The 19,722-nt window shown below is 42.4% G+C and carries 14 protein-coding genes, 10 tRNA genes and 3 rRNA genes; 25 read left to right on the top strand and 2 right to left on the bottom strand.

Annotation, left to right across the window (positions count from 1 at the left end):
* The first annotated feature begins 306 nt into the window (after nt 1–306).
* From ACXAEO_RS00350 to rocF, 14 genes are all read left to right on the top strand, one after another.
* Nucleotides 307–1,856, top strand: a 16S ribosomal RNA gene (locus tag ACXAEO_RS00350).
* Between the two features lie 209 nt (nt 1,857–2,065).
* Nucleotides 2,066–4,997, top strand: a 23S ribosomal RNA gene (locus tag ACXAEO_RS00345).
* Between the two features lie 224 nt (nt 4,998–5,221).
* Nucleotides 5,222–5,337 (top strand): 5S ribosomal RNA (gene rrf / locus ACXAEO_RS00340).
* The 16S, 23S and 5S rRNA genes sit together here with 10 tRNA genes alongside, the layout of an rRNA operon.
* 9 nt (nt 5,338–5,346) lie before the next feature.
* Nucleotides 5,347–5,421: transfer RNA gene (locus ACXAEO_RS00335), tRNA-Asn, on the top strand.
* Between the two features lie 2 nt (nt 5,422–5,423).
* Nucleotides 5,424–5,496, top strand: a tRNA-Thr gene (locus tag ACXAEO_RS00330).
* Between the two features lie 18 nt (nt 5,497–5,514).
* Nucleotides 5,515–5,589: transfer RNA gene (locus ACXAEO_RS00325), tRNA-Glu, on the top strand.
* 6 nt (nt 5,590–5,595) lie between these two features.
* A tRNA-Val gene (locus ACXAEO_RS00320) sits at nt 5,596–5,671 on the top strand.
* A gap of 10 nt (nt 5,672–5,681) precedes the next feature.
* Nucleotides 5,682–5,757 (top strand) — tRNA-Thr (locus tag ACXAEO_RS00315).
* A 17-nt stretch (nt 5,758–5,774) separates the two neighbouring features.
* Nucleotides 5,775–5,859 (top strand) — tRNA-Tyr (locus tag ACXAEO_RS00310).
* Between the two features lie 7 nt (nt 5,860–5,866).
* Nucleotides 5,867–5,941, top strand: a tRNA-Gln gene (locus ACXAEO_RS00305).
* A 2-nt stretch (nt 5,942–5,943) separates the two neighbouring features.
* Nucleotides 5,944–6,016 (top strand) — tRNA-Lys (locus ACXAEO_RS00300).
* A 4-nt stretch (nt 6,017–6,020) separates the two neighbouring features.
* Nucleotides 6,021–6,095: transfer RNA gene (locus ACXAEO_RS00295), tRNA-Gly, on the top strand.
* A 13-nt stretch (nt 6,096–6,108) separates the two neighbouring features.
* Nucleotides 6,109–6,184, top strand: a tRNA-Ala gene (locus ACXAEO_RS00290).
* Between the two features lie 169 nt (nt 6,185–6,353).
* Complete coding sequence (gene rocF / locus ACXAEO_RS00285; protein ID WP_474876715.1) at nt 6,354–7,253, top strand: arginase; 900 nt, start codon at nt 6,354–6,356, stop codon at nt 7,251–7,253.
* Between the two features lie 90 nt (nt 7,254–7,343).
* Here the strand turns inward: rocF and ACXAEO_RS00280 are convergent, their stop codons facing one another.
* Nucleotides 7,344–7,502, bottom strand: a complete 159-nt coding sequence (locus ACXAEO_RS00280; RefSeq protein ID WP_474876713.1) for an aspartyl-phosphate phosphatase Spo0E family protein — start codon at nt 7,500–7,502, stop codon at nt 7,344–7,346.
* A 255-nt stretch (nt 7,503–7,757) separates the two neighbouring features.
* Here ACXAEO_RS00280 and sigW point away from each other — a divergent pair, with 255 nt between their 5' ends.
* From sigW to ACXAEO_RS00240, 8 genes are all read left to right on the top strand, one after another.
* On the top strand, nt 7,758–8,321 hold the full coding sequence (sigW, locus tag ACXAEO_RS00275; RefSeq protein ID WP_474876710.1) for an RNA polymerase sigma factor SigW: 564 nt from the start codon (nt 7,758–7,760) through the stop codon (nt 8,319–8,321).
* Nucleotides 8,322–8,334: 13 nt separating this feature from the next.
* Complete coding sequence (locus ACXAEO_RS00270) at nt 8,335–8,952, top strand: anti-sigma factor family protein (protein ID WP_474876708.1); 618 nt, start codon at nt 8,335–8,337, stop codon at nt 8,950–8,952.
* Nucleotides 8,953–9,126: 174 nt separating this feature from the next.
* Nucleotides 9,127–9,948, top strand: coding sequence for a diadenylate cyclase CdaA (gene cdaA / locus ACXAEO_RS00265; RefSeq protein ID WP_474876706.1), 822 nt, complete (start codon nt 9,127–9,129; stop codon nt 9,946–9,948).
* A complete protein-coding gene (locus ACXAEO_RS00260; protein WP_474876704.1) occupies nt 9,941–11,317 on the top strand; it encodes a CdaR family protein in 1,377 nt (458 codons plus the stop codon). Before cdaA ends, ACXAEO_RS00260 begins: the two co-directional genes overlap by 8 nt.
* 37 nt (nt 11,318–11,354) lie before the next feature.
* Nucleotides 11,355–12,701 carry a phosphoglucosamine mutase gene (gene glmM, locus ACXAEO_RS00255; protein WP_474876702.1) on the top strand — a complete coding sequence of 449 codons (1,347 nt, stop codon included), beginning with the start codon at nt 11,355–11,357 and terminating at the stop codon, nt 12,699–12,701.
* 469 nt (nt 12,702–13,170) lie between these two features.
* Nucleotides 13,171–14,973, top strand: a complete 1,803-nt coding sequence (gene glmS / locus ACXAEO_RS00250; protein WP_474876700.1) for a glutamine--fructose-6-phosphate transaminase (isomerizing) — start codon at nt 13,171–13,173, stop codon at nt 14,971–14,973.
* Between the two features lie 126 nt (nt 14,974–15,099).
* Nucleotides 15,100–15,279, top strand: a complete 180-nt coding sequence (locus ACXAEO_RS00245; protein ID WP_474876698.1) for a hypothetical protein — start codon at nt 15,100–15,102, stop codon at nt 15,277–15,279.
* Nucleotides 15,280–15,364: 85 nt separating this feature from the next.
* Nucleotides 15,365–15,706 (top strand): hypothetical protein, encoded by a 342-nt coding sequence (locus tag ACXAEO_RS00240; protein WP_474876696.1) that lies wholly within the window; start codon nt 15,365–15,367, stop codon nt 15,704–15,706.
* Nucleotides 15,707–16,016: 310 nt separating this feature from the next.
* On the opposite strand, the gene dcd is transcribed toward ACXAEO_RS00240, so the two are convergent.
* Nucleotides 16,017–16,592, bottom strand: coding sequence for a dCTP deaminase (gene dcd / locus ACXAEO_RS00235; RefSeq protein ID WP_474876694.1), 576 nt, complete (start codon nt 16,590–16,592; stop codon nt 16,017–16,019).
* A gap of 409 nt (nt 16,593–17,001) precedes the next feature.
* Between dcd and sufU the strand changes: the two genes are divergently transcribed.
* The 3 genes from sufU (at nt 17,002) to cntA (ending at nt 19,687) form a co-directional block, all read left to right on the top strand.
* On the top strand, nt 17,002–17,328 hold the full coding sequence (sufU, locus tag ACXAEO_RS00230; RefSeq protein WP_474876692.1) for a Fe-S cluster assembly sulfur transfer protein SufU: 327 nt from the start codon (nt 17,002–17,004) through the stop codon (nt 17,326–17,328).
* 317 nt (nt 17,329–17,645) lie between these two features.
* A complete protein-coding gene (locus ACXAEO_RS00225) occupies nt 17,646–17,906 on the top strand; it encodes an NAD(P)-binding domain-containing protein (protein ID WP_474876690.1) in 261 nt (86 codons plus the stop codon).
* A 185-nt stretch (nt 17,907–18,091) separates the two neighbouring features.
* Complete coding sequence (cntA, locus tag ACXAEO_RS00220) at nt 18,092–19,687, top strand: staphylopine-dependent metal ABC transporter substrate-binding lipoprotein (RefSeq protein ID WP_474876872.1); 1,596 nt, start codon at nt 18,092–18,094, stop codon at nt 19,685–19,687.
* Nucleotides 19,688–19,722: the final 35 nt, after the last annotated feature.

The raw sequence follows: 19,722 nt of genomic DNA, 5'->3' as shown, positions 1-19,722 counted from the left end.
AATGGATGAAACAAGGTATTTTGTGATTGGCGTTATATGCGCTAGTCAACGTTAAGCTTTGAGAAAAAAGTAGTCATCCTGTTTACGATAAAAAATTTAAAAAACTATTGACGGTTAAAAATAAAAGTGATATATTTATAAACGTCGCTGATGACCTTAGCGAAAAAAAACAAAAAAGCATTGACAATGACTTAGTTGATGTGATACATTTAAAAAGTCGCTCTTGAGTGACAATGAACTTTGAAAACTGAACAAAACAACAAAACGTCAACGTTTAATTTTTATTTTATGAGCAAGTCAAACATTTCTTCGGAGAGTTTGATCCTGGCTCAGGACGAACGCTGGCGGCGTGCCTAATACATGCAAGTCGAGCGGACAGATGGGAGCTTGCTCCCTGAAGTCAGCGGCGGACGGGTGAGTAACACGTGGGCAACCTGCCTGTAAGACTGGGATAACTTCGGGAAACCGGAGCTAATACCGGATAACACCGAGGACCACATGGTCCTTGGTTGAAAGATGGTTTCGGCTATCACTTACAGATGGGCCCGCGGCGCATTAGCTAGTTGGTGAGGTAACGGCTCACCAAGGCGACGATGCGTAGCCGACCTGAGAGGGTGATCGGCCACACTGGGACTGAGACACGGCCCAGACTCCTACGGGAGGCAGCAGTAGGGAATCTTCCGCAATGGACGAAAGTCTGACGGAGCAACGCCGCGTGAGCGATGAAGGCCTTCGGGTCGTAAAGCTCTGTTGTTAGGGAAGAACAAGTACCAGAGTAACTGCTGGTACCTTGACGGTACCTAACCAGAAAGCCACGGCTAACTACGTGCCAGCAGCCGCGGTAATACGTAGGTGGCAAGCGTTGTCCGGAATTATTGGGCGTAAAGCGCGCGCAGGCGGTTCCTTAAGTCTGATGTGAAAGCCCACGGCTCAACCGTGGAGGGTCATTGGAAACTGGGGAACTTGAGTGCAGAAGAGGAAAGCGGAATTCCACGTGTAGCGGTGAAATGCGTAGAGATGTGGAGGAACACCAGTGGCGAAGGCGGCTTTCTGGTCTGTAACTGACGCTGAGGCGCGAAAGCGTGGGGAGCAAACAGGATTAGATACCCTGGTAGTCCACGCCGTAAACGATGAGTGCTAAGTGTTAGGGGGTTTCCGCCCCTTAGTGCTGCAGCTAACGCATTAAGCACTCCGCCTGGGGAGTACGGCCGCAAGGCTGAAACTCAAAGGAATTGACGGGGGCCCGCACAAGCGGTGGAGCATGTGGTTTAATTCGAAGCAACGCGAAGAACCTTACCAGGTCTTGACATCCTCTGACAACTCTAGAGATAGAGCGTTCCCCTTCGGGGGACAGAGTGACAGGTGGTGCATGGTTGTCGTCAGCTCGTGTCGTGAGATGTTGGGTTAAGTCCCGCAACGAGCGCAACCCTTGATCTTAGTTGCCAGCATTCAGTTGGGCACTCTAAGGTGACTGCCGGTGACAAACCGGAGGAAGGTGGGGATGACGTCAAATCATCATGCCCCTTATGACCTGGGCTACACACGTGCTACAATGGACGGTACAAAGAGTCGCGAGACCGCGAGGTGGAGCTAATCTCATAAAACCGTTCTCAGTTCGGATTGTAGGCTGCAACTCGCCTACATGAAGCCGGAATCGCTAGTAATCGCGGATCAGCATGCCGCGGTGAATACGTTCCCGGGCCTTGTACACACCGCCCGTCACACCACGAGAGTTTGCAACACCCGAAGTCGGTGAGGTAACCGTAAGGAGCCAGCCGCCTAAGGTGGGGTAGATGATTGGGGTGAAGTCGTAACAAGGTAGCCGTATCGGAAGGTGCGGCTGGATCACCTCCTTTCTAAGGATTACTAAGAAAAGCGAAGGCGTATGCCGTAGCTAGACAGTAAGAATCGTTGACGAAAACGTTTTGTTCAGTTTTGAAGGTTCATCCTTCAATATCAAATGCACCGAGTGGTGCATGGTTGTTCTTTGAAAACTAGATAACAGTAATAGCTGAGGAAAGTGAAAGCTTTTCTAATGTAAGAAACATGTAGCCGCAAGGCGAATGGTTAAGTTAGAAAGGGCGCACGGTGAATGCCTTGGCACTAGGAGCCGATGAAGGACGGGACTAACACCGATATGCTTCGGGGAGCTGTAAGTGAGCTTTGATCCGGAGATTTCCGAATGGGGAAACCCACTGTTCGTAATGGAACAGTATCTTTACCTGAATACATAGGGTATGGAAGGCAGACCCGGGGAACTGAAACATCTAAGTACCCGGAGGAAGAGAAAGCAATTGCGATTTCCTGAGTAGCGGCGAGCGAAACGGAATTAGCCCAAACCAAGAGGCTTGCCTCTTGGGGTTGTAGGACACTCTATACGGAGTTACAAAGGAACGAAGTAGATGAAGAGGCCTGGAAAGGCCCGTCAAAGAAGGTAACAACCCTGTAGTTGAAACTTCGTTCCCTCTTGAGTGGATCCTGAGTACGGCGGGACACGAGAAATCCCGTCGGAAGCTGGGAGGACCATCTCCCAAGGCTAAATACTCCCTAGTGACCGATAGTGAACCAGTACCGTGAGGGAAAGGTGAAAAGCACCCCGGAAGGGGAGTGAAAGAGATCCTGAAACCGTGTGCCTACAAGTAGTCAGAGCCCGTTAACGGGTGATGGCGTGCCTTTTGTAGAATGAACCGGCGAGTTACGATCCCATGCAAGGTTAAGTTGAAGAGACGGAGCCGCAGCGAAAGCGAGTCTGAATAGGGCGAATGAGTATGTGGTCGTAGACCCGAAACCAGGTGATCTACCCATGTCCAGGGTGAAGTTCAGGTAACACTGAATGGAGGCCCGAACCCACGCACGTTGAAAAGTGCGGGGATGAGGTGTGGGTAGCGGAGAAATTCCAATCGAACCTGGAGATAGCTGGTTCTCTCCGAAATAGCTTTAGGGCTAGCCTCAAGATAAGAGTCTCGGAGGTAGAGCACTGATTGGACTAGGGGCCCCCAACGGGTTACCGAATTCAGTCAAACTCCGAATGCCGAAGACTTATTCTTGGGAGTCAGACTGCGAGTGATAAGATCCGTAGTCAAGAGGGAAACAGCCCAGACCACCAGCTAAGGTCCCAAAGTATACGTTAAGTGGAAAAGGATGTGGAGTTGCTTAGACAACCAGGATGTTGGCTTAGAAGCAGCCACCATTTAAAGAGTGCGTAATAGCTCACTGGTCGAGTGACTCTGCGCCGAAAATGTACCGGGGCTAAACGTATCACCGAAGCTGTGGATGGACATCTACGATGTCCGTGGTAGGAGAGCGTTCTAAGGGCGGTGAAGTCAGACCGGAAGGACTGGTGGAGCGCTTAGAAGTGAGAATGCCGGTATGAGTAGCGAAAGATGGGTGAGAATCCCATCCACCGTATGCCTAAGGTTTCCTGAGGAAGGCTCGTCCGCTCAGGGTTAGTCGGGACCTAAGCCGAGGCCGAAAGGCGTAGGCGATGGATAACAGGTTGATATTCCTGTACTACCTCCCCACCGTTTGAGCAATGGGGGGACGCAGAAGGATAGGGTAAGCGCGCTGTTGGATATGCGCGTCCAAGCAGTAAGGCTGAGAAGTAGGCAAATCCGCTTCTCGTAAGGTTGAGCTGTGATGGCGAGGGAAATAGAGTACCGAAGTTCCTGATTTCACGCTGCCAAGAAAAGCCTCTAGCGAGGTGGGAGGTACCCGTACCGCAAACCGACACAGGTAGGCGAGGAGAGAATCCTAAGGTGTTCGAGAGAACTCTCGTTAAGGAACTCGGCAAAATGACCCCGTAACTTCGGGAGAAGGGGTGCTCTGATAGGGTGCAAGCCCGAGAGAGCCGCAGTGAATAGGCCCAGGCGACTGTTTAGCAAAAACACAGGTCTCTGCGAAGCCGTAAGGCGAAGTATAGGGGCTGACACCTGCCCGGTGCTGGAAGGTTAAGGGGAGAGGTTAGCGCAAGCGAAGCTTTGAACCGAAGCCCCAGTAAACGGCGGCCGTAACTATAACGGTCCTAAGGTAGCGAAATTCCTTGTCGGGTAAGTTCCGACCCGCACGAAAGGTGTAACGATCTGGGCACTGTCTCAACGAGAGACTCGGTGAAATTATAGTACCTGTGAAGATGCAGGTTACCCGCGACAGGACGGAAAGACCCCGTGGAGCTTTACTGTAGCCTGATATTGCATTTTGGTACAGCTTGTACAGGATAGGTAGGAGCCTTGGAAGCCGGAGCGCCAGCTTCGGTGGAGGCATCGGTGGGATACTACCCTGGCTGTATTGAAATTCTAACCCGCACCCCTCATCGGGGTGGGAGACAGTGTCAGGTGGGCAGTTTGACTGGGGCGGTCGCCTCCTAAAATGTAACGGAGGCGCCCAAAGGTTCCCTCAGAATGGTTGGAAATCATTCGTAGAGTGTAAAGGCACAAGGGAGCTTGACTGCGAGACCTACAAGTCGAGCAGGGACGAAAGTCGGGCTTAGTGATCCGGTGGTTCCGCATGGAAGGGCCATCGCTCAACGGATAAAAGCTACCCCGGGGATAACAGGCTTATCTCCCCCAAGAGTCCACATCGACGGGGAGGTTTGGCACCTCGATGTCGGCTCATCGCATCCTGGGGCTGTAGTCGGTCCCAAGGGTTGGGCTGTTCGCCCATTAAAGCGGTACGCGAGCTGGGTTCAGAACGTCGTGAGACAGTTCGGTCCCTATCCGTCGCGGGCGCAGGAAATTTGAGAGGAGCTGTCCTTAGTACGAGAGGACCGGGATGGACGCACCGCTGGTGTACCAGTTGTCTTGCCAAAGGCATCGCTGGGTAGCTATGTGCGGACGGGATAAGTGCTGAAAGCATCTAAGCATGAAGCCCCCCTCAAGATGAGATTTCCCATAGCGTCAAGCTAGTAAGATCCCTGAAAGATGATCAGGTTGATAGGTCAGAGGTGGAAGCGCGGCGACGTGTGGAGCTGACTGATACTAATCGATCGAGGACTTAACCTAAACGAAAAGCGGAGAAAGCCCGTTTAAATCGATAGGATGTTGGAGCTTCTGGCGGAAGAGACGTTAGTCTCAGACAGAAGAAGCGAAACAGCCGTACGATTTGGCTTTCATAGCTGGACAATCAAGTAAAGCAAGTACTCAGCTGCAGTTATCTAGTTTTGAAGGAATAACTTTTTTCAAAAAAAGTATTGAAATTTCTTCTGAATAGTGTATAATGTAATATGTCTGGTGATGATGGCGAAGAGGTCACACCCGTTCCCATGCCGAACACGGAAGTTAAGTTCTTCAGCGCCGATGGTAGTTGGGGGTTTCCCCCTGCGAGAGTAGGACATTGCCAGGCTTATATGATTCCACAGTAGCTCAGTGGTAGAGCAATCGGCTGTTAACCGATCGGTCGTAGGTTCGAGTCCTACCTGTGGAGCCATTGCTTCCATAGCTCAGTAGGTAGAGCACTTCCATGGTAAGGAAGAGGTCACCGGTTCGAGCCCGGTTGGGAGCTTAAGAATCGATATTTTTTGGCCCGTTGGTCAAGCGGTTAAGACACCGCCCTTTCACGGCGGTAACACGGGTTCGAATCCCGTACGGGTCACCATATTACGGAGGATTAGCTCAGCTGGGAGAGCACCTGCCTTACAAGCAGGGGGTCGGCGGTTCGATCCCGTCATCCTCCACCATTTACTAAATGCCGGTGTAGCTCAATTGGTAGAGCAACTGACTTGTAATCAGTAGGTTGGGGGTTCAAGTCCTCTCGCCGGCACCACTTGAAATAAAATATGTGGAGGGGTAGCGAAGTGGCTAAACGCGGCGGACTGTAAATCCGCTCCCTCCGGGTTCGGCGGTTCGAATCCGTCCCCCTCCACCATTTTCATTGGGCTATAGCCAAGCGGTAAGGCAACGGACTTTGACTCCGTCATGCGTTGGTTCGAATCCAGCTAGCCCAGCCAAAGAGCCATTAGCTCAGTCGGTAGAGCATCTGACTTTTAATCAGAGGGTCGAAGGTTCGAGTCCTTCATGGCTCATATTGCGGAAGTAGTTCAGTGGTAGAACACCACCTTGCCAAGGTGGGGGTCGCGGGTTCGAATCCCGTCTTCCGCTCCAGAGAATTTCAGATGGGGCCTTAGCTCAGCTGGGAGAGCGCCTGCCTTGCACGCAGGAGGTCAGCGGTTCGATCCCGCTAGGCTCCACCAATCACTTACATATAATAATTCAAACCTTTAAGTATTATTGTACTTAAAGGTTTTTTTGTGCTTTTTTCTATTGTTGAAATTGTATATATATTCAAAAATATGTTGAGTTGAGCCATCTATAATTTATAAGATACAATATAGAAAAGACAAAGGGGAGGAACATATACATATGAAAGCGATTTCTATTATTGGGGTGCCGATGGATCTTGGACAAACTAGAAGAGGGGTAGATATGGGACCGAGCGCAATTCGCTATGCGGGGGTCACTGAAAGAATCGAAAACCTTGGTTATCAAATTCATGATGAAGGAGATATTAACATTGAACCGAGGGAAAAAGTACATACAGATCATGACACAAATTTAAAAAATTTGAAGGCTGTGGCAGATGGAAACACGAGATTGGCAGAAAAAGTAGATGAAGTCATTCAAGCGAACCGATTTCCGCTTGTGCTTGGTGGGGATCATAGTATTGCGATTGGGACTTTAGCTGGTGTGTCTAAGCATTATGAAAATTTAGGGGTTATCTGGTATGATGCTCATGGGGATTTAAATACAGCTGAAACGTCTCCTTCAGGCAATATACATGGCATGCCGTTAGCAGCAAGCTTAGGACTTGGACATCCTGTTTTAACTAATATTGGAGGGTATAGCCCGAAAGTAAAACCAGAAAATATTGTGATTATCGGTGCTCGTTCGTTAGATGAAGGAGAGAGATCCTTAATTAAGGAACTGGGTATTAAAGTATATACAATGCATGAAATTGACCGATTAGGCATGACAACAGTAATGGAAGAAACGATTAACTATTTAAAAGAACGTACAGATGGTGTTCATCTTTCATTAGATTTAGATGGTTTGGATCCTCATGATGCGCCTGGAGTCGGCACACCGGTGATTGGTGGAATTAGTTATCGTGAAAGCCATCTTGCTATGGAGATGCTTGAAGAGTCTAATCTGGTTACATCCGCAGAATTTGTAGAGGTAAATCCTATTTTGGATGAGCGAAACAAAACGGCAACAGTTGCTGTTGCTTTGATGGGGTCACTATTGGGAGAGAAGCTACTGTAATCGAGTAAATGCTTTATCGCCAATTAATGGTTTACTCTTATAATTAACATGTTTAAAATAGATTTATATGAAAAAACAGTAACTAAATCGTTACTGTTTTTTCCATTTGTCGTACTCATTTAATAAATGATCCAGCTTCGTACTGACTTCAATAACATGGTGAGAAGAAAGAGAAGTTTGAGTGGCCAGATTCACCATTAATAACCTGCATTGTTCAATTTCGTGCAGTAATGCTTTTTCACCATACATGCAATTCTCACCTCTTTTAATTCGGTTCTTCCATCTTTGAATGCCTTGTGAATGTCGTTAAGAAAGGCTAACAGAAAATATGCGAAACGAAGCCTCATTTGAAATCAGTCCGTTACTGAACAGAATGTAGTAAATAAGTAACCTAATTTTTCAATCCTTAAACTCAGTGTTCTCACTTTTTTTCTTTTTAGACGAAACTTTTTAAGAAATAATGCGTATGTATAGTATCCCGCAATGGGCGGAGGTAAAAAATTAATGGATTTGTTAATCAGCAAAAAAATTAAACAAGTGAAAAAGGGAGACCAAGATGCCTTTGCCGAAGTCATTGAATATTACAAGGACAAAGTGTATCAACTGTGCTACCGAATGCTCGGAAATGCTCATGAAGCAGAAGATTCTGCACAAGAAGCGTTTATTCGCGCATATGTAAATATCCATAGCTATGACTCATCGAAGAAATTTTCAACCTGGCTTTATCGCATTGCGACAAATCTTTGTATAGATCGTATCCGAAAGAAGAAGCCGGATTATTATTTAGACGCGGAAATCAATGGAACAGATGGACTGAATATGTATTCCCAAATTCCAGCTAATGAAAAGCTTCCTGAAGACCAGTTAGAGAAGCTGGAATTACAAGAATACATACAGCAAGAAATTTTGAAACTTCCAGATAAATATCGATCTGTCATTGTATTGAAGTATGTTGACGAGCTTTCCTTAAAGGAAATTAGTGATATTTTAGATTTACCGATTGGTACTGTCAAAACAAGAATCCATAGAGGGCGGGAAGCTTTGAGAAATAAGCTAAGTCATCTATAAGAGGTGAGAACGAATGAAATGTGAATCTTATATTGATTTGATGCACGATTATCTAGATGGCGATATGTCAAAAGATCACGAAGAAACATTAAAGGAACATCTTCATTCGTGTGAAGAATGCCAACAACATTTTCGAGAATTGAAAAAAGCCATAGCGTTCGTGCAAAGCACTTCACATATTGAAGCACCAGCCAATTTCACAATGAATGTAATGGCGGCTCTTCCAAAAGAACATAGACGAGCGAAAGTGAATCGGTGGTTTAGGCTGCACCCTTTTATGACCGCTGCGTCTGTGTTTATGATTTTAATGTTTGGTAGTCTTATGTCATCTTGGACGAACAGCCAAGATTTCTCTGTTTCGAAGCATAGTGGACTTATGATTCAGGAAGAAACGGTTGTCGTACCAAAAGGTAAAACGATAGAAGGTGACATTGTCGTGCGGAATGGGGATATTAAAATTGAAGGGAAAGTAAACGGAAATGTGACCGTCATTAATGGCGATCAATATTTAGCGTCTGCAGGCCAAGTAACGGGCGAAATACAGGAACTAGACGAGTTATTTGAATGGTTATGGTATGGAATTAAGTCCAATATGTCCAATGCGCTAGACGTTTTTCAGGAAGAGAAATGATGATGAACAAAGCGGCCCTTTTAAGGGACCGCTTTGTTTATTAAAGGCGGAATTTGTTGAGAAATGATGGGGATCTTATAGGGTTTGAAAAGGAAAAAATAGAGGATTTTATGGTATACTATTAAAGTTACATGAGTGAATATCTTTTTATTACATATTAGAGGAAGTGAGATAATGCCGATTGGAGAGCTACCGATCTTCACGTATGTAGGAAAAGCAATCGATGTTCTCCTTGTTTGGTTTGTTATATATAAACTAATAATGGTCATAAGAGGGACAAAGGCTGTCCAATTGCTTAAAGGAATTATCGTCATTGTTATGGTTCGGTTCTTAAGCAGTTTTTTAGGGCTGACAACTTTAGAATGGCTCATGAATCAAGCTTTGGAATGGGGATTTTTAGCCATTGTTATTATTTTTCAGCCAGAGTTGCGAAGAGCTCTTGAACAATTGGGAAGAGGGAAGTTGTTCTCAAGAAGCAATATACCCGAAGAAGACGAGACGACTTATACGGTAGAAGCAATTGTCAAGGCGACTGATTACATGGCTAAACGCCGTATTGGGGCCTTAATTTCTATTGAGAGAGAAACAGGTATGGGCGACTATATTGAAACAGGGATCCCTTTGCATGCCAAGATTTCTTCTGAATTACTTATTAATATCTTTATTCCTAATACCCCGCTTCACGATGGAGCAGTGATTTTACAGCGAAATCAAGTGGCCGCTGCCGCCTGTTATCTTCCGTTGTCAGAAAGTCCTTTCATCTCGAAAGAACTAGGGACTCGACATCGGGCTGCTGTTGGGATTAGTGAAGTAACAGATAGTTTAACCATTGTTGTTTCAGAGGAGACAGGCAATGTTTCGATGACCAAAAACGGAGAACTGCATCGAGAACTAACGCAGGATATGCTGAAAGAAATGTTAACCACTGAATTAATAAGCAGTTCGAAAGCAGCTTCTTCAACTCGCTGGCAATGGAGGGAGAAGAAGAATGGATAAGCTTATGAACAACCATTGGTTTGTAAAAATTATGGCTTTATTATTAGCGTTATTGCTTTATATGTCTGTCAACTTAGACCCGGAAATTGCTAAAAATGCATCTAGCGGGGGATCTGCAGTGAATTATGAGACAGAAATCCTTGAGGATGTACCCGTAAATGTTTACTACGATAGTGAAAATACGACGATTAAAGGGATTCCTAGTACTGTAGATGTCATTTTAAATGGTCCGAAAAGCATTTTGCAGCCGACGAAACTTCAGCGGGATTTTGAGATTTATGTGGACTTAACGAATATGCAGTTAGGCACTCATGAAGTGAAGTTGAAGCATCGGGATATCTCTGACAAACTAGATGTGAAAATAGACCCAGAAACATTGACTGTTGTCATGGAAGAGAAAATCTCGAAGACCGTTTCTGTCGAAGTAGATGTAGCCATCTCAAGTATTCGTGAAGGTTATATAACTGAGGAAGCGACGGCTAACCCAAGTGCTGTCAAGATTGTTGGTGCCAAAAGTGAAGTGGAGAGGGTTGCCTTTGTCAAAGCGATCGTGACGATAGATGAGGCTTATGAAACCATTGAAAAACAAGTGAAATTAACAGCGCTTGATAAACAATCGAATAAAGTGGATGTAGCCATTCAACCTGAAACGGTCAGTATTAAGATTCCGGTCGTTAGCCCGAGCAAAAAAGTCCCTTTAAAGATTAAAACAGTGGGTTCATTACCAGAGGGAGTCGATATTAAAGATATCACGTTATCACCTAGTGAAGTGACTGTATATGGGTCCAAGGATAAACTGGATGCACTAAAGGTAATTGATGATATAGAAGTTGATTTGAGCAAAGTGTCCAAGTCTAAAAGCATTTGGGTAGATGTTCCCGTCCCTAAAGGGGTGAATGGGGTATCTCCTGAAAAAGTAGCCATACAAGTAGAAGTGGAACAAGAAGGGCAAACGGAAGCGACAGAGTCCGAAAAGCGTTTATTTGAGGGAATTCCTCTTTCCTTGACAGGTAAATCGTCCTCGTTTGCATATCAAGTGTTAAATCCTAAAACAGGGGATATGAATATAGAAATCGAGGGCCCTTCCTCTGTTATTGCGGACATTCAGCCAGGAGATATTGAACTTTCCATCGATGTGGCTAATTTGTCTGCAGGTGAACATGATGTTCCGGTTGTGGTCAAAGTCCCACAAACTGTTACGTATGAGCTGGCGTTAAAACAATCAAAAGTAAAAATTACCGAAAATCCAGATAATAATGACACAGAGAGCGAGCCTGCTAGTCAGCAGGATGTTCCTGATAATCCAGTTGATAAAAATGAGAAGAGTTATGATGATCAAACGATAAGTAACATACAACTACAAGGTTAATAGCCATCACAGATTGTAATGAAGGAGCGAAACAAGTATGGGTAAATATTTCGGAACAGACGGAGTGCGTGGTGTAGCAAATAGTGAGCTTACACCGGAATTAGCATTTAAGATCGGACGTTTTGGAGGATATGTATTAACAAAGAATGAAGAAAGGCCTAAAGTTTTGATCGGACGTGACACAAGGATTTCAGGGCATATGTTGGAAGGTGCTTTAGTAGCAGGTTTGCTTTCCATTGGTGCGGAAGTAATGCGTTTAGGTGTGATTTCTACTCCAGGTGTCTCTTATTTAACAAAAGCGCTGGGAGCTCAAGCAGGTGTTATGATTTCTGCTTCTCACAATCCTGTTCAAGATAATGGAATTAAATTTTTTGGTCCAGATGGTTTTAAGTTGTCAGATGAACAAGAGTTGGAGATTGAAAACCTTTTAGATAATCCACAAGATGAACTGCCGCGTCCAACGGGGAAACAATTGGGGCAGGTCAACGATTACTTTGAAGGTGGTCAAAAGTACTTGCAATATTTGAAGCAGACGGTTGATGAAGATTTCTCTGGCATTCATGTAGCTTTAGACTGTGCACATGGTGCAACTTCGTCATTAGCAGCCCACTTATTTGCTGATTTAGAAGCGGATATTTCGACGATGGGGGCTTCACCGAATGGATTAAATATCAATGATGGTGTAGGTTCTACACACCCTGAGGCATTAGCTTCTTTCTTAAAAGAAAAAGGAGCCGATATCGGTCTTGCTTTTGATGGAGACGGAGATCGATTGATTGCCATTGATGAAAACGGTGAAATCGTCGATGGAGACCAAATTATGTACATTTGCGCTAAATATTTAAGCGCACAAGGACAATTAAAGCATAACACACTTGTATCAACGGTCATGAGTAACTTAGGCTTTTATAAAGCGCTTGAGGCGCATGGCATCCAAAGTGCTCAAACAGCCGTTGGTGACCGCTATGTTGTAGAAGAAATGAAAGCGAAAGGCTATAACTTAGGGGGAGAACAATCTGGTCATATTATCTTCTTAGATTATAATACGACAGGAGACGGTATGCTTTCTGCGATCCAATTGGTTAACATTATGAAGGCAACGAAAAAGCCATTGTCAGAATTAGCTGGGGAAATGAAAAAGTACCCTCAATTGCTTCAAAATGTGAAAGTCACAGATAAATATAAAGTGACCGAAAATGAAAAAGTGATGGCGGTTATTGGTGAGGTAGAAAAAGAAATGGCTGGAAATGGCCGTGTGCTTGTTCGTCCTTCTGGAACAGAACCGTTAGTACGTGTGATGGTAGAGGCTCCGACAGACAGTGAATGTGCGGGCTATGTAAAGCGTATTGCGGACGTGGTCCAAGCAGAAATGGGCTTAGAGTAAAAACGAGATAAACCCTCAAGTTATTCAGCAAGATACAGCAGAATGATGGGGATTCGTGAATATGCATGCACTGTAACCAAATAAACAGTGCATGCATATTTTTTATATGGGAGACTATTTTATGTTTTTTTTAGTAAAAGCGGCTAAATGCATGAGGTGTCTTTTTCATCTTGAATCAAAATAAATTGACGGTTTATCAGCACGTATTGTAATATTAGGTTTGTTCGTCTCTTAATATTTGTTAAAGGAGGGAAAGATAAGTTTGTTTTATATAAAGCGCCTGAACTAAGCAAAGGGACGCAAGTGCTTAGTTGACGAGGAGGAGGTTTATCGAGATCTCGGCGGATGCCTCCCGGTTGGAATAGTCACAGCCGTGTAATTCCTTGCTAAAAGCAAAAGGGTGACCTTTTGGACAAAGGTAAGGAAATGACTTGATTATAAGGGTCTTATGTCAAGGAGGAACTAGTTTATGTGCGGAATTGTAGGTTATATCGGAAGTAATGATTCAAAAGAAATTTTATTGCGCGGATTAGAAAAGTTAGAGTACCGTGGATATGACTCTGCCGGTATTGCGATTGCCAACGAGCAAGGAATTCATGTATTTAAAGAAAAAGGACGCATTGCAGAGTTACGTGCGATTGTAGATGAATCTGTTGTCGCAACAACAGGGATTGGTCATACCCGTTGGGCTACACACGGTGTCCCAAGTCAATTGAATGCCCATCCACATCAAAGCACAACAGGTCGTTTTACACTTGTTCATAACGGAGTAATTGAGAACTATGCTATTTTAAAGCGCGACTACCTTCAAGGAGTCGAGTTTAAAAGTGATACGGATACAGAAGTAATTGTTCAATTAATCGAGAAGATTGCACAGGAAGGGTTGTCCGTAGAAGAGACTTTCAAAAAAGCAATCAGCTTACTTCACGGTTCCTATGCAATTGCCCTTTTAGATAATGAAGACAAGGATACAGTTTATGTAGCAAAAAATAAGAGTCCATTACTTGTTGGCTTAGGAGATGACTTTAATGTTGTTGCCAGCGATGCCATGGCGATGCTTCAAGTAACGAACCAGTATGTAGAGTTAATGGATAAAGAAATTGTAATCGTGACAAAAGAAAACGTTACAATTAAAAAATTGGACGGTCAAGTTGTTGAACGTGCCCCTTATACAGCTGAATTGGATGCTAGTGATATTGAAAAAGGTACGTATGCTCACTACATGCTGAAGGAAACGGATGAACAACCGCTTGTTATCCGTAAAATTATCCAAGCATATCAAAATGAGCAAAATGAGTTGACGATTGACCAAGATATTCTTTCAGCGATGAAAGAAGCGGACCGTATTTACGTCATTGCTTGTGGTACCAGCTACCATGCAGGATTAGTCGGAAAACAATTCATTGAACAATGGGCAAAAATTCCGGTAGAAGTTCATGTAGCGAGTGAGTTTTCTTACAATATGCCGTTATTATCGGAAAAGCCGTTATTTATCTTTATTTCACAAAGCGGTGAGACAGCAGACAGCCGTGCGGTACTTGTACAAGTAAAAGAATTAGGCTATAAAGCATTAACGATTACGAACGTACCAGGCTCTACCCTTTCTCGTGAAGCGGATTACACGTTATTGCTGCATGCAGGTCCAGAAATTGCGGTTGCTTCTACAAAAGCATATACAGCTCAATTAGCGGTATTGTCCATTTTAGCGGCTGTGACAGCGAAAGCAAAAGGTGTAAGCTTAGAGTTTGATTTAGTGCAGGAATTAGCGATTGCTGCGAACGCAATGGAAGTGCTTTGTGATGATAAAGAAGAGATGGAGAAGATTGCACGCGAATTTTTAGCGACAACACGTAACTGCTTCTTTATCGGCCGTTCATTAGACTTCTATGTTGGACTAGAGGGAGCGTTAAAGCTAAAAGAAATCTCTTATATCCAAGCAGAGGGCTTTGCAGGTGGAGAACTGAAGCACGGTACGATTGCTTTAATTGAGAACAATACACCAGTTATCGCATTAGCAACACAAGAGCATGTGAACTTAAGCATTCGTGGTAACGTTAAGGAAGTAGCAGCACGTGGCGCTAACCCTTGCATTATTTCCATGAAGGGCTTAGAGACGGAAGAAGATCGTTATGTTCTTCCTGAAGTGCACGAAACGTTAGCACCACTTGTAGCGGTTATTCCGTTACAATTAATTTCATACTACGCAGCTCTACACCGCGATTGCGATGTAGATAAGCCACGTAACTTAGCGAAATCTGTTACGGTTGAGTAATCAGTTTTTAATCACATGACTTTATTATTAATGAATAATGAAGTTGTCTAAATATGGGAGTTTAACATCCGTTCGCTTATAATTAAAACAAGCGAACGGATGTTTTTTATTTAAAGGAGAAAAGACATGAATTTTGGATTCCTCTGTTATCTCGTATTGTTACATCCAGTACAGACAGAAAATAAGAGATATAAGCGAGGAAACAATGGGAAAGTGATTCAGCTCTATATAGGCATGGCCATTGTTTATTTCCACTGTTTGATGGAACTAGTGAACTTACCAAGCCAGGATTTATTGGCACGGTAAAAAGTAAAATATCCATCCTCACGGGTAGTTTTCTTTTTTTAGGAAATACTTAAAACAAGAATACGGCTAGGAGGGGGAAATAACAATGAAACAGTCCAATGAAGTAGAGAATCACAGTCATCGTCATAGTATTTCTTGTGGTCATACAAAAATCCGTCATAATGATCACATTGATTATGTTCATAATGGTCATCTTCATCATGAACAAGAAGGGCATTGGGGTGAATGTAAGATTCCTGTTAATGAGGTTAATCCTGAAGATTGTCGACCAACTACATGCGGTTGTAATCATGATGAGGATTGTGGACATGAGATGGTACCACATGGTGATCATATGGATTATCTTGTTAATGGGAGATTACATCATGTTCATAACGGTCATTGTGATGATCATGGACCTGTGGAGATTATAGATGTTGTAAAGTGAATAGGAATGTCCATTTTAAAAACTATAGTCGCCTTTAAGCGGCTTTTTTTAGGGTTTTAAAAGAAAATCGATGTTTGTATTTATCGGTAAGAATTTGACGAAGGAAATATTCGATTCTTTATTTGAAAGCAGGAAAGGCTCAATATCGATGTGTTACGAAAAGAAAAGGCAAAATAAAATTCTTATTGGGGATGAATAAAAAGCATGAGGTAGAGCTCGGTCCATGCTTTTTATTCCACAAGAAGATTAATGGTAATGACCATGCAGTTTAGATTTTAGATGCTTCCTTTTTATGTTTAATAACATTTATCTATTTTTCGCTGCCATAATATTTATCAGAAGCTGGTAGAGAATGTTTGCATTCTTCATCCAGATAAATGCGACTTTGTGAGGCTCGTTCCTGTCCATTGTATTTGCCGGAATAAGCAGGACCTGCTTGATCAAGATTGGCAAAAACTAGCTGACAAATTCGTCTGCCAGCTTGAACTTCGATCGGTACTGAATTTGCATTGTACAGTTCCAGTGTAATGCGTCCTTCAAATCCTGGATCTACCCACCCTGCGTTCTGGATAAATAACCCTAACCTTCCAATTGAACTTCGTCCTTCGACAAAAGCGGTTAAGTTGTTAGGAAGCTTGATCCATTCAAGGGTTGTGCCAAGGACAAACCCATGTGGAGGAATAATAAATTTTTCCTCCACAAACTCTTTGTATTCAGCAGCATGTTCTAACGAAAGGTATGGAACAGATGTTTCATCAATAGCTAAAAAATGGTTTCCAAGACGCAAATCAAGAGAAGCCGGCTGAAATTGAGTTTGAGTAATGGGGTGAATTATTAGTTTGTTTTCAGCTATCTTCTTTTGAATGGATGCATGGGAAAGAATCATAAATAAGACCTCCTATAGGAATAAGGGGAAAATGAAGAAAAATCCCCCTTGCAAAGCGTAATGATTACGATTTATAATATTAACTATAATTTAACAGTTTACTTGGATTATAACAAGTTTTTTAGAGAAATTGCTTTTCGGTAAGTAAAATCATTAGGTTTAGTGAAAGTCAATCAATGGAGGAGTTATCTATATAAGAGGTTGGCGTCATCTGCATAGGTTTGTTTTTTAAGGTCTTCACATGCTCTTTTTAGGGAATTTACACTGAGTATGGAAAAAGAATGAAGTGAGAGTTAGTGACTTAGTGTTTATCGGGAAGAACCTCCATAAAAACGAATTACAACCATAATATAAGAACTGGATTGCTTATTAGCCCTGTGTTCCTTCACAGATGGGGAGGCTTGAAAAAATGCTTGACAATTTATATCGAAGAGTCATTATGGATCATTATAAAAACAAGCGAAACTTTTATGAACTTGAAGGAAAGCAGATCAATAAAACCCATTATAAAAATCCGACTTGCGGAGATGTGATGACTCTATTTTTAGAAATGAAAGGTTTAACAGTGGAGAATGCCTCCTTTCTTGGTCAAGGCTGCAGCATTAGTATGGCATCGGCTTCCATGATGACGGAATTGATTAAAAATAAATCACTAACAGAAATCTTCGCACAAAGAATGACTATGGAAGAATTAATTCGTAAAGGGCACACACAAAGAACGAGTATCTCGTCATAAAACAAAGCTAGAACATATTTAGAGCTGATCTATTGGACGCCCAGATAAAATCAAGTGCAAGTAAAGGTCCTTCTTCTCATCTTGCAGAGTTAAATCATGCGCATGCATAATCTCAACAATAGCTAAATAAATAATATTTAACGAAAAACTTTTCACAACATGAATATTGTATCGTTATTAAAACGTAATAATTACGATTTGAGGGGGCTAATTGGCTAAAGAAAATAACCATTACAGTTTTGAGAGGCTGATTAGGAGCAAAAAAACCACCGTTGTATAGATAAAAATAAAAAATATGGCTGCAAAGGTGTATATTAATGAATCATAAAATTGTCATCGTTGGAGGAGAGCCTGTGTCTGCTGACTGCTTAATTTGGGCAACAGGAGAGTACCAAACCCCAAATGACTGTCCTTTTGAGGGTGCTGAGTATTGTCTTCATAATAGTCAGATCCATTCATGGGATGAAATTGAAGAAGATGATGTGATAATCATAGGCGGGTATGAGAGCGACAAGTGCATTGCAACTTATTTCAAAACAAATGGCCACTTCTTTTCTTTGCACGGGCATTCTTTTTAGTTTTAGCCTGCTTTTTAACTGATTATAAATGAACATAATTGAAGAGGTTACTGAATCTCATAAAAACGAGTTGTTATCTGATGCATTTGAAGTACAAAGTTTTGATCATGACTTGAAAAGTCAATTCAAATTACGTTTAAGACTAAAAGGAGAGAAGTCGATTGTTCATTAAAAAATGTAAGTTAATGAGTCTGATATTTTTGGTTATATCTATTTTAATTGCCTGTTCTGCAGAAAACTCTAATAGTGAAAAAAAGGAAGATGGCGCAGTTAAAAGTGAAAACGAGTTAATTTATGCATCAACTAAAGACATCAATGATATGAACCCTCATCTTTACGCAGGTTCCATGCCAGCACAAGGGATGGTATATGAATCATTAGTTGAGAACACTGAAGATGGAATTAAGCCTTTACTTGCTGAGTCGTGGGAAGTTTCAGAAGATGGAAAAGTCTACACGTTCTTTTTAAGAAAAGGTGTGAAATTTCATGATGGTGAGCCGTTTAATGCAGAGGCAGTGAAGAAAAATATTGAAGCTGTACAGAACAATGCAGAAAAACATGCCTGGATTAAGTTATCTACAAAGATAGAAAGTGTGAATGTAGTAGATGAGCATACTGTTGAATTAGTACTGTCCGATACATACTATCCAACTTTAGTTGAATTGTCTATGACCCGACCGTATGTATTCGTATCACCTAAAGATTTTAAAGACGGGGAAACTAAAGATGGCGTAAGTGGTTTTAATGGTACCGGCCCATATAAGCTTACCGAACATAAAATCGATGAATTCGCCATTTTTACAGCCAATGAAGACTACTGGAATGGACCACCTAAAATTAAGAAGATTACCTCCAAAGTACTTCCGGTTGGGGAAACGACATTATTAGCTTTACAAAAAGGAGAAGTCAACTTTGTATTTACAGATGATCGTGGCGCAGATAGTCTCAATGTTGAAGCGATGAATCAATTGGTAGATTCCGGAGAATACCAACTTGTAAGAAGTGAACCAATGAATACTAAAATGATTGTAGCTAATAGCAGTAAAGCTGATAATCCAATAAGTGAAAAAGCTGTTCGTGAAGCTATTTGGTACTCGATTGATAGAGATACCATTAGTAAAGATATTTTTAATGGCACAGAATCAGTCGCCCATACACTGTTCTCTTCTAATGTGAATTATGCAGATGTCGACTTAAAGAAGCGAGACTATGATATAGAAAAAGCCAAGGAGATTCTAGAACAAAATGGCTGGAAGTTAGAAAATGGTGAAGAAGTTCGAATTAAAGATGGTAAAAAATTAGTTATGAAACTCTATTATGATAGCAACTCTTCTTCTCAAAAAACACAGGCTGAATTTATTCAAGCATCATTAAAAGAGGTTGGCTTTCAACTGGAGATTATTGGTGAAGAGTCAACTTCAATCGCTAATAGAAGATCGACTGGTGACTATGATTTATTATTCAATCAAACTTGGGGTCTAGCGTATGATCCACAGAGTACAATTGCTGCTTTTACATCTGAGGTTTCTTATTTACACACCACAAAAGGCATTGATGAAGCAGATGAACTATACAATAAAATTGAGCAAGTTATGATATCTACAGATGAGCAAACTAGAAAAGCTTTGTACGCTGATATTTTGACGATTGTTCATGAAGAAGCGGTTTTTATTCCTATTTCAAATGGAAGTGTTACTGTAGTAGCCCCCAAAAATCTAAACGGAATATCATTCAAGCAAACTCAATTTGAACTACCATTTGAGTTAATGAACTTTGAATAGAAATAAAAAGGGGGAATTTTCCCCTTTTTATTTTT

The sequence above is a fragment of the Bacillus sp. ABA4_010 genome, assembly GCF_056159105.1.
This window is presented reverse-complemented; position numbering and strand designations above follow the sequence as displayed.

Excerpts from the sequence above, each read along its gene's own strand:
- ACXAEO_RS00240 (WP_474876696.1), top strand. The coding sequence starts at position 15,365 with ATGAAACAGTCCAATGAAGTAGAGAATCACAGTCATCGTCATAGTATT.
- ACXAEO_RS00280 (WP_474876713.1), bottom strand. The coding sequence starts at position 7,502 with ATGTATGGTGAAAAAGCATTACTGCACGAAATTGAACAATGCAGGTTA.
- rocF (WP_474876715.1), top strand. The coding sequence starts at position 6,354 with ATGAAAGCGATTTCTATTATTGGGGTGCCGATGGATCTTGGACAAACT.
- sufU (WP_474876692.1), top strand. The coding sequence starts at position 17,002 with ATGCTTGACAATTTATATCGAAGAGTCATTATGGATCATTATAAAAAC.
- ACXAEO_RS00270 (WP_474876708.1), top strand. The coding sequence starts at position 8,335 with ATGAAATGTGAATCTTATATTGATTTGATGCACGATTATCTAGATGGC.
- cdaA (WP_474876706.1), top strand. The coding sequence starts at position 9,127 with ATGCCGATTGGAGAGCTACCGATCTTCACGTATGTAGGAAAAGCAATC.
- ACXAEO_RS00245 (WP_474876698.1), top strand. The coding sequence starts at position 15,100 with ATGAATTTTGGATTCCTCTGTTATCTCGTATTGTTACATCCAGTACAG.
- ACXAEO_RS00225 (WP_474876690.1), top strand. The coding sequence starts at position 17,646 with ATGAATCATAAAATTGTCATCGTTGGAGGAGAGCCTGTGTCTGCTGAC.
- dcd (WP_474876694.1), bottom strand. The coding sequence starts at position 16,592 with ATGATTCTTTCCCATGCATCCATTCAAAAGAAGATAGCTGAAAACAAA.
- glmM (WP_474876702.1), top strand. The coding sequence starts at position 11,355 with ATGGGTAAATATTTCGGAACAGACGGAGTGCGTGGTGTAGCAAATAGT.
- sigW (WP_474876710.1), top strand. The coding sequence starts at position 7,758 with ATGGATTTGTTAATCAGCAAAAAAATTAAACAAGTGAAAAAGGGAGAC.
- ACXAEO_RS00260 (WP_474876704.1), top strand. The coding sequence starts at position 9,941 with ATGGATAAGCTTATGAACAACCATTGGTTTGTAAAAATTATGGCTTTA.
- glmS (WP_474876700.1), top strand. The coding sequence starts at position 13,171 with ATGTGCGGAATTGTAGGTTATATCGGAAGTAATGATTCAAAAGAAATT.
- cntA (WP_474876872.1), top strand. The coding sequence starts at position 18,092 with ATGAGTCTGATATTTTTGGTTATATCTATTTTAATTGCCTGTTCTGCA.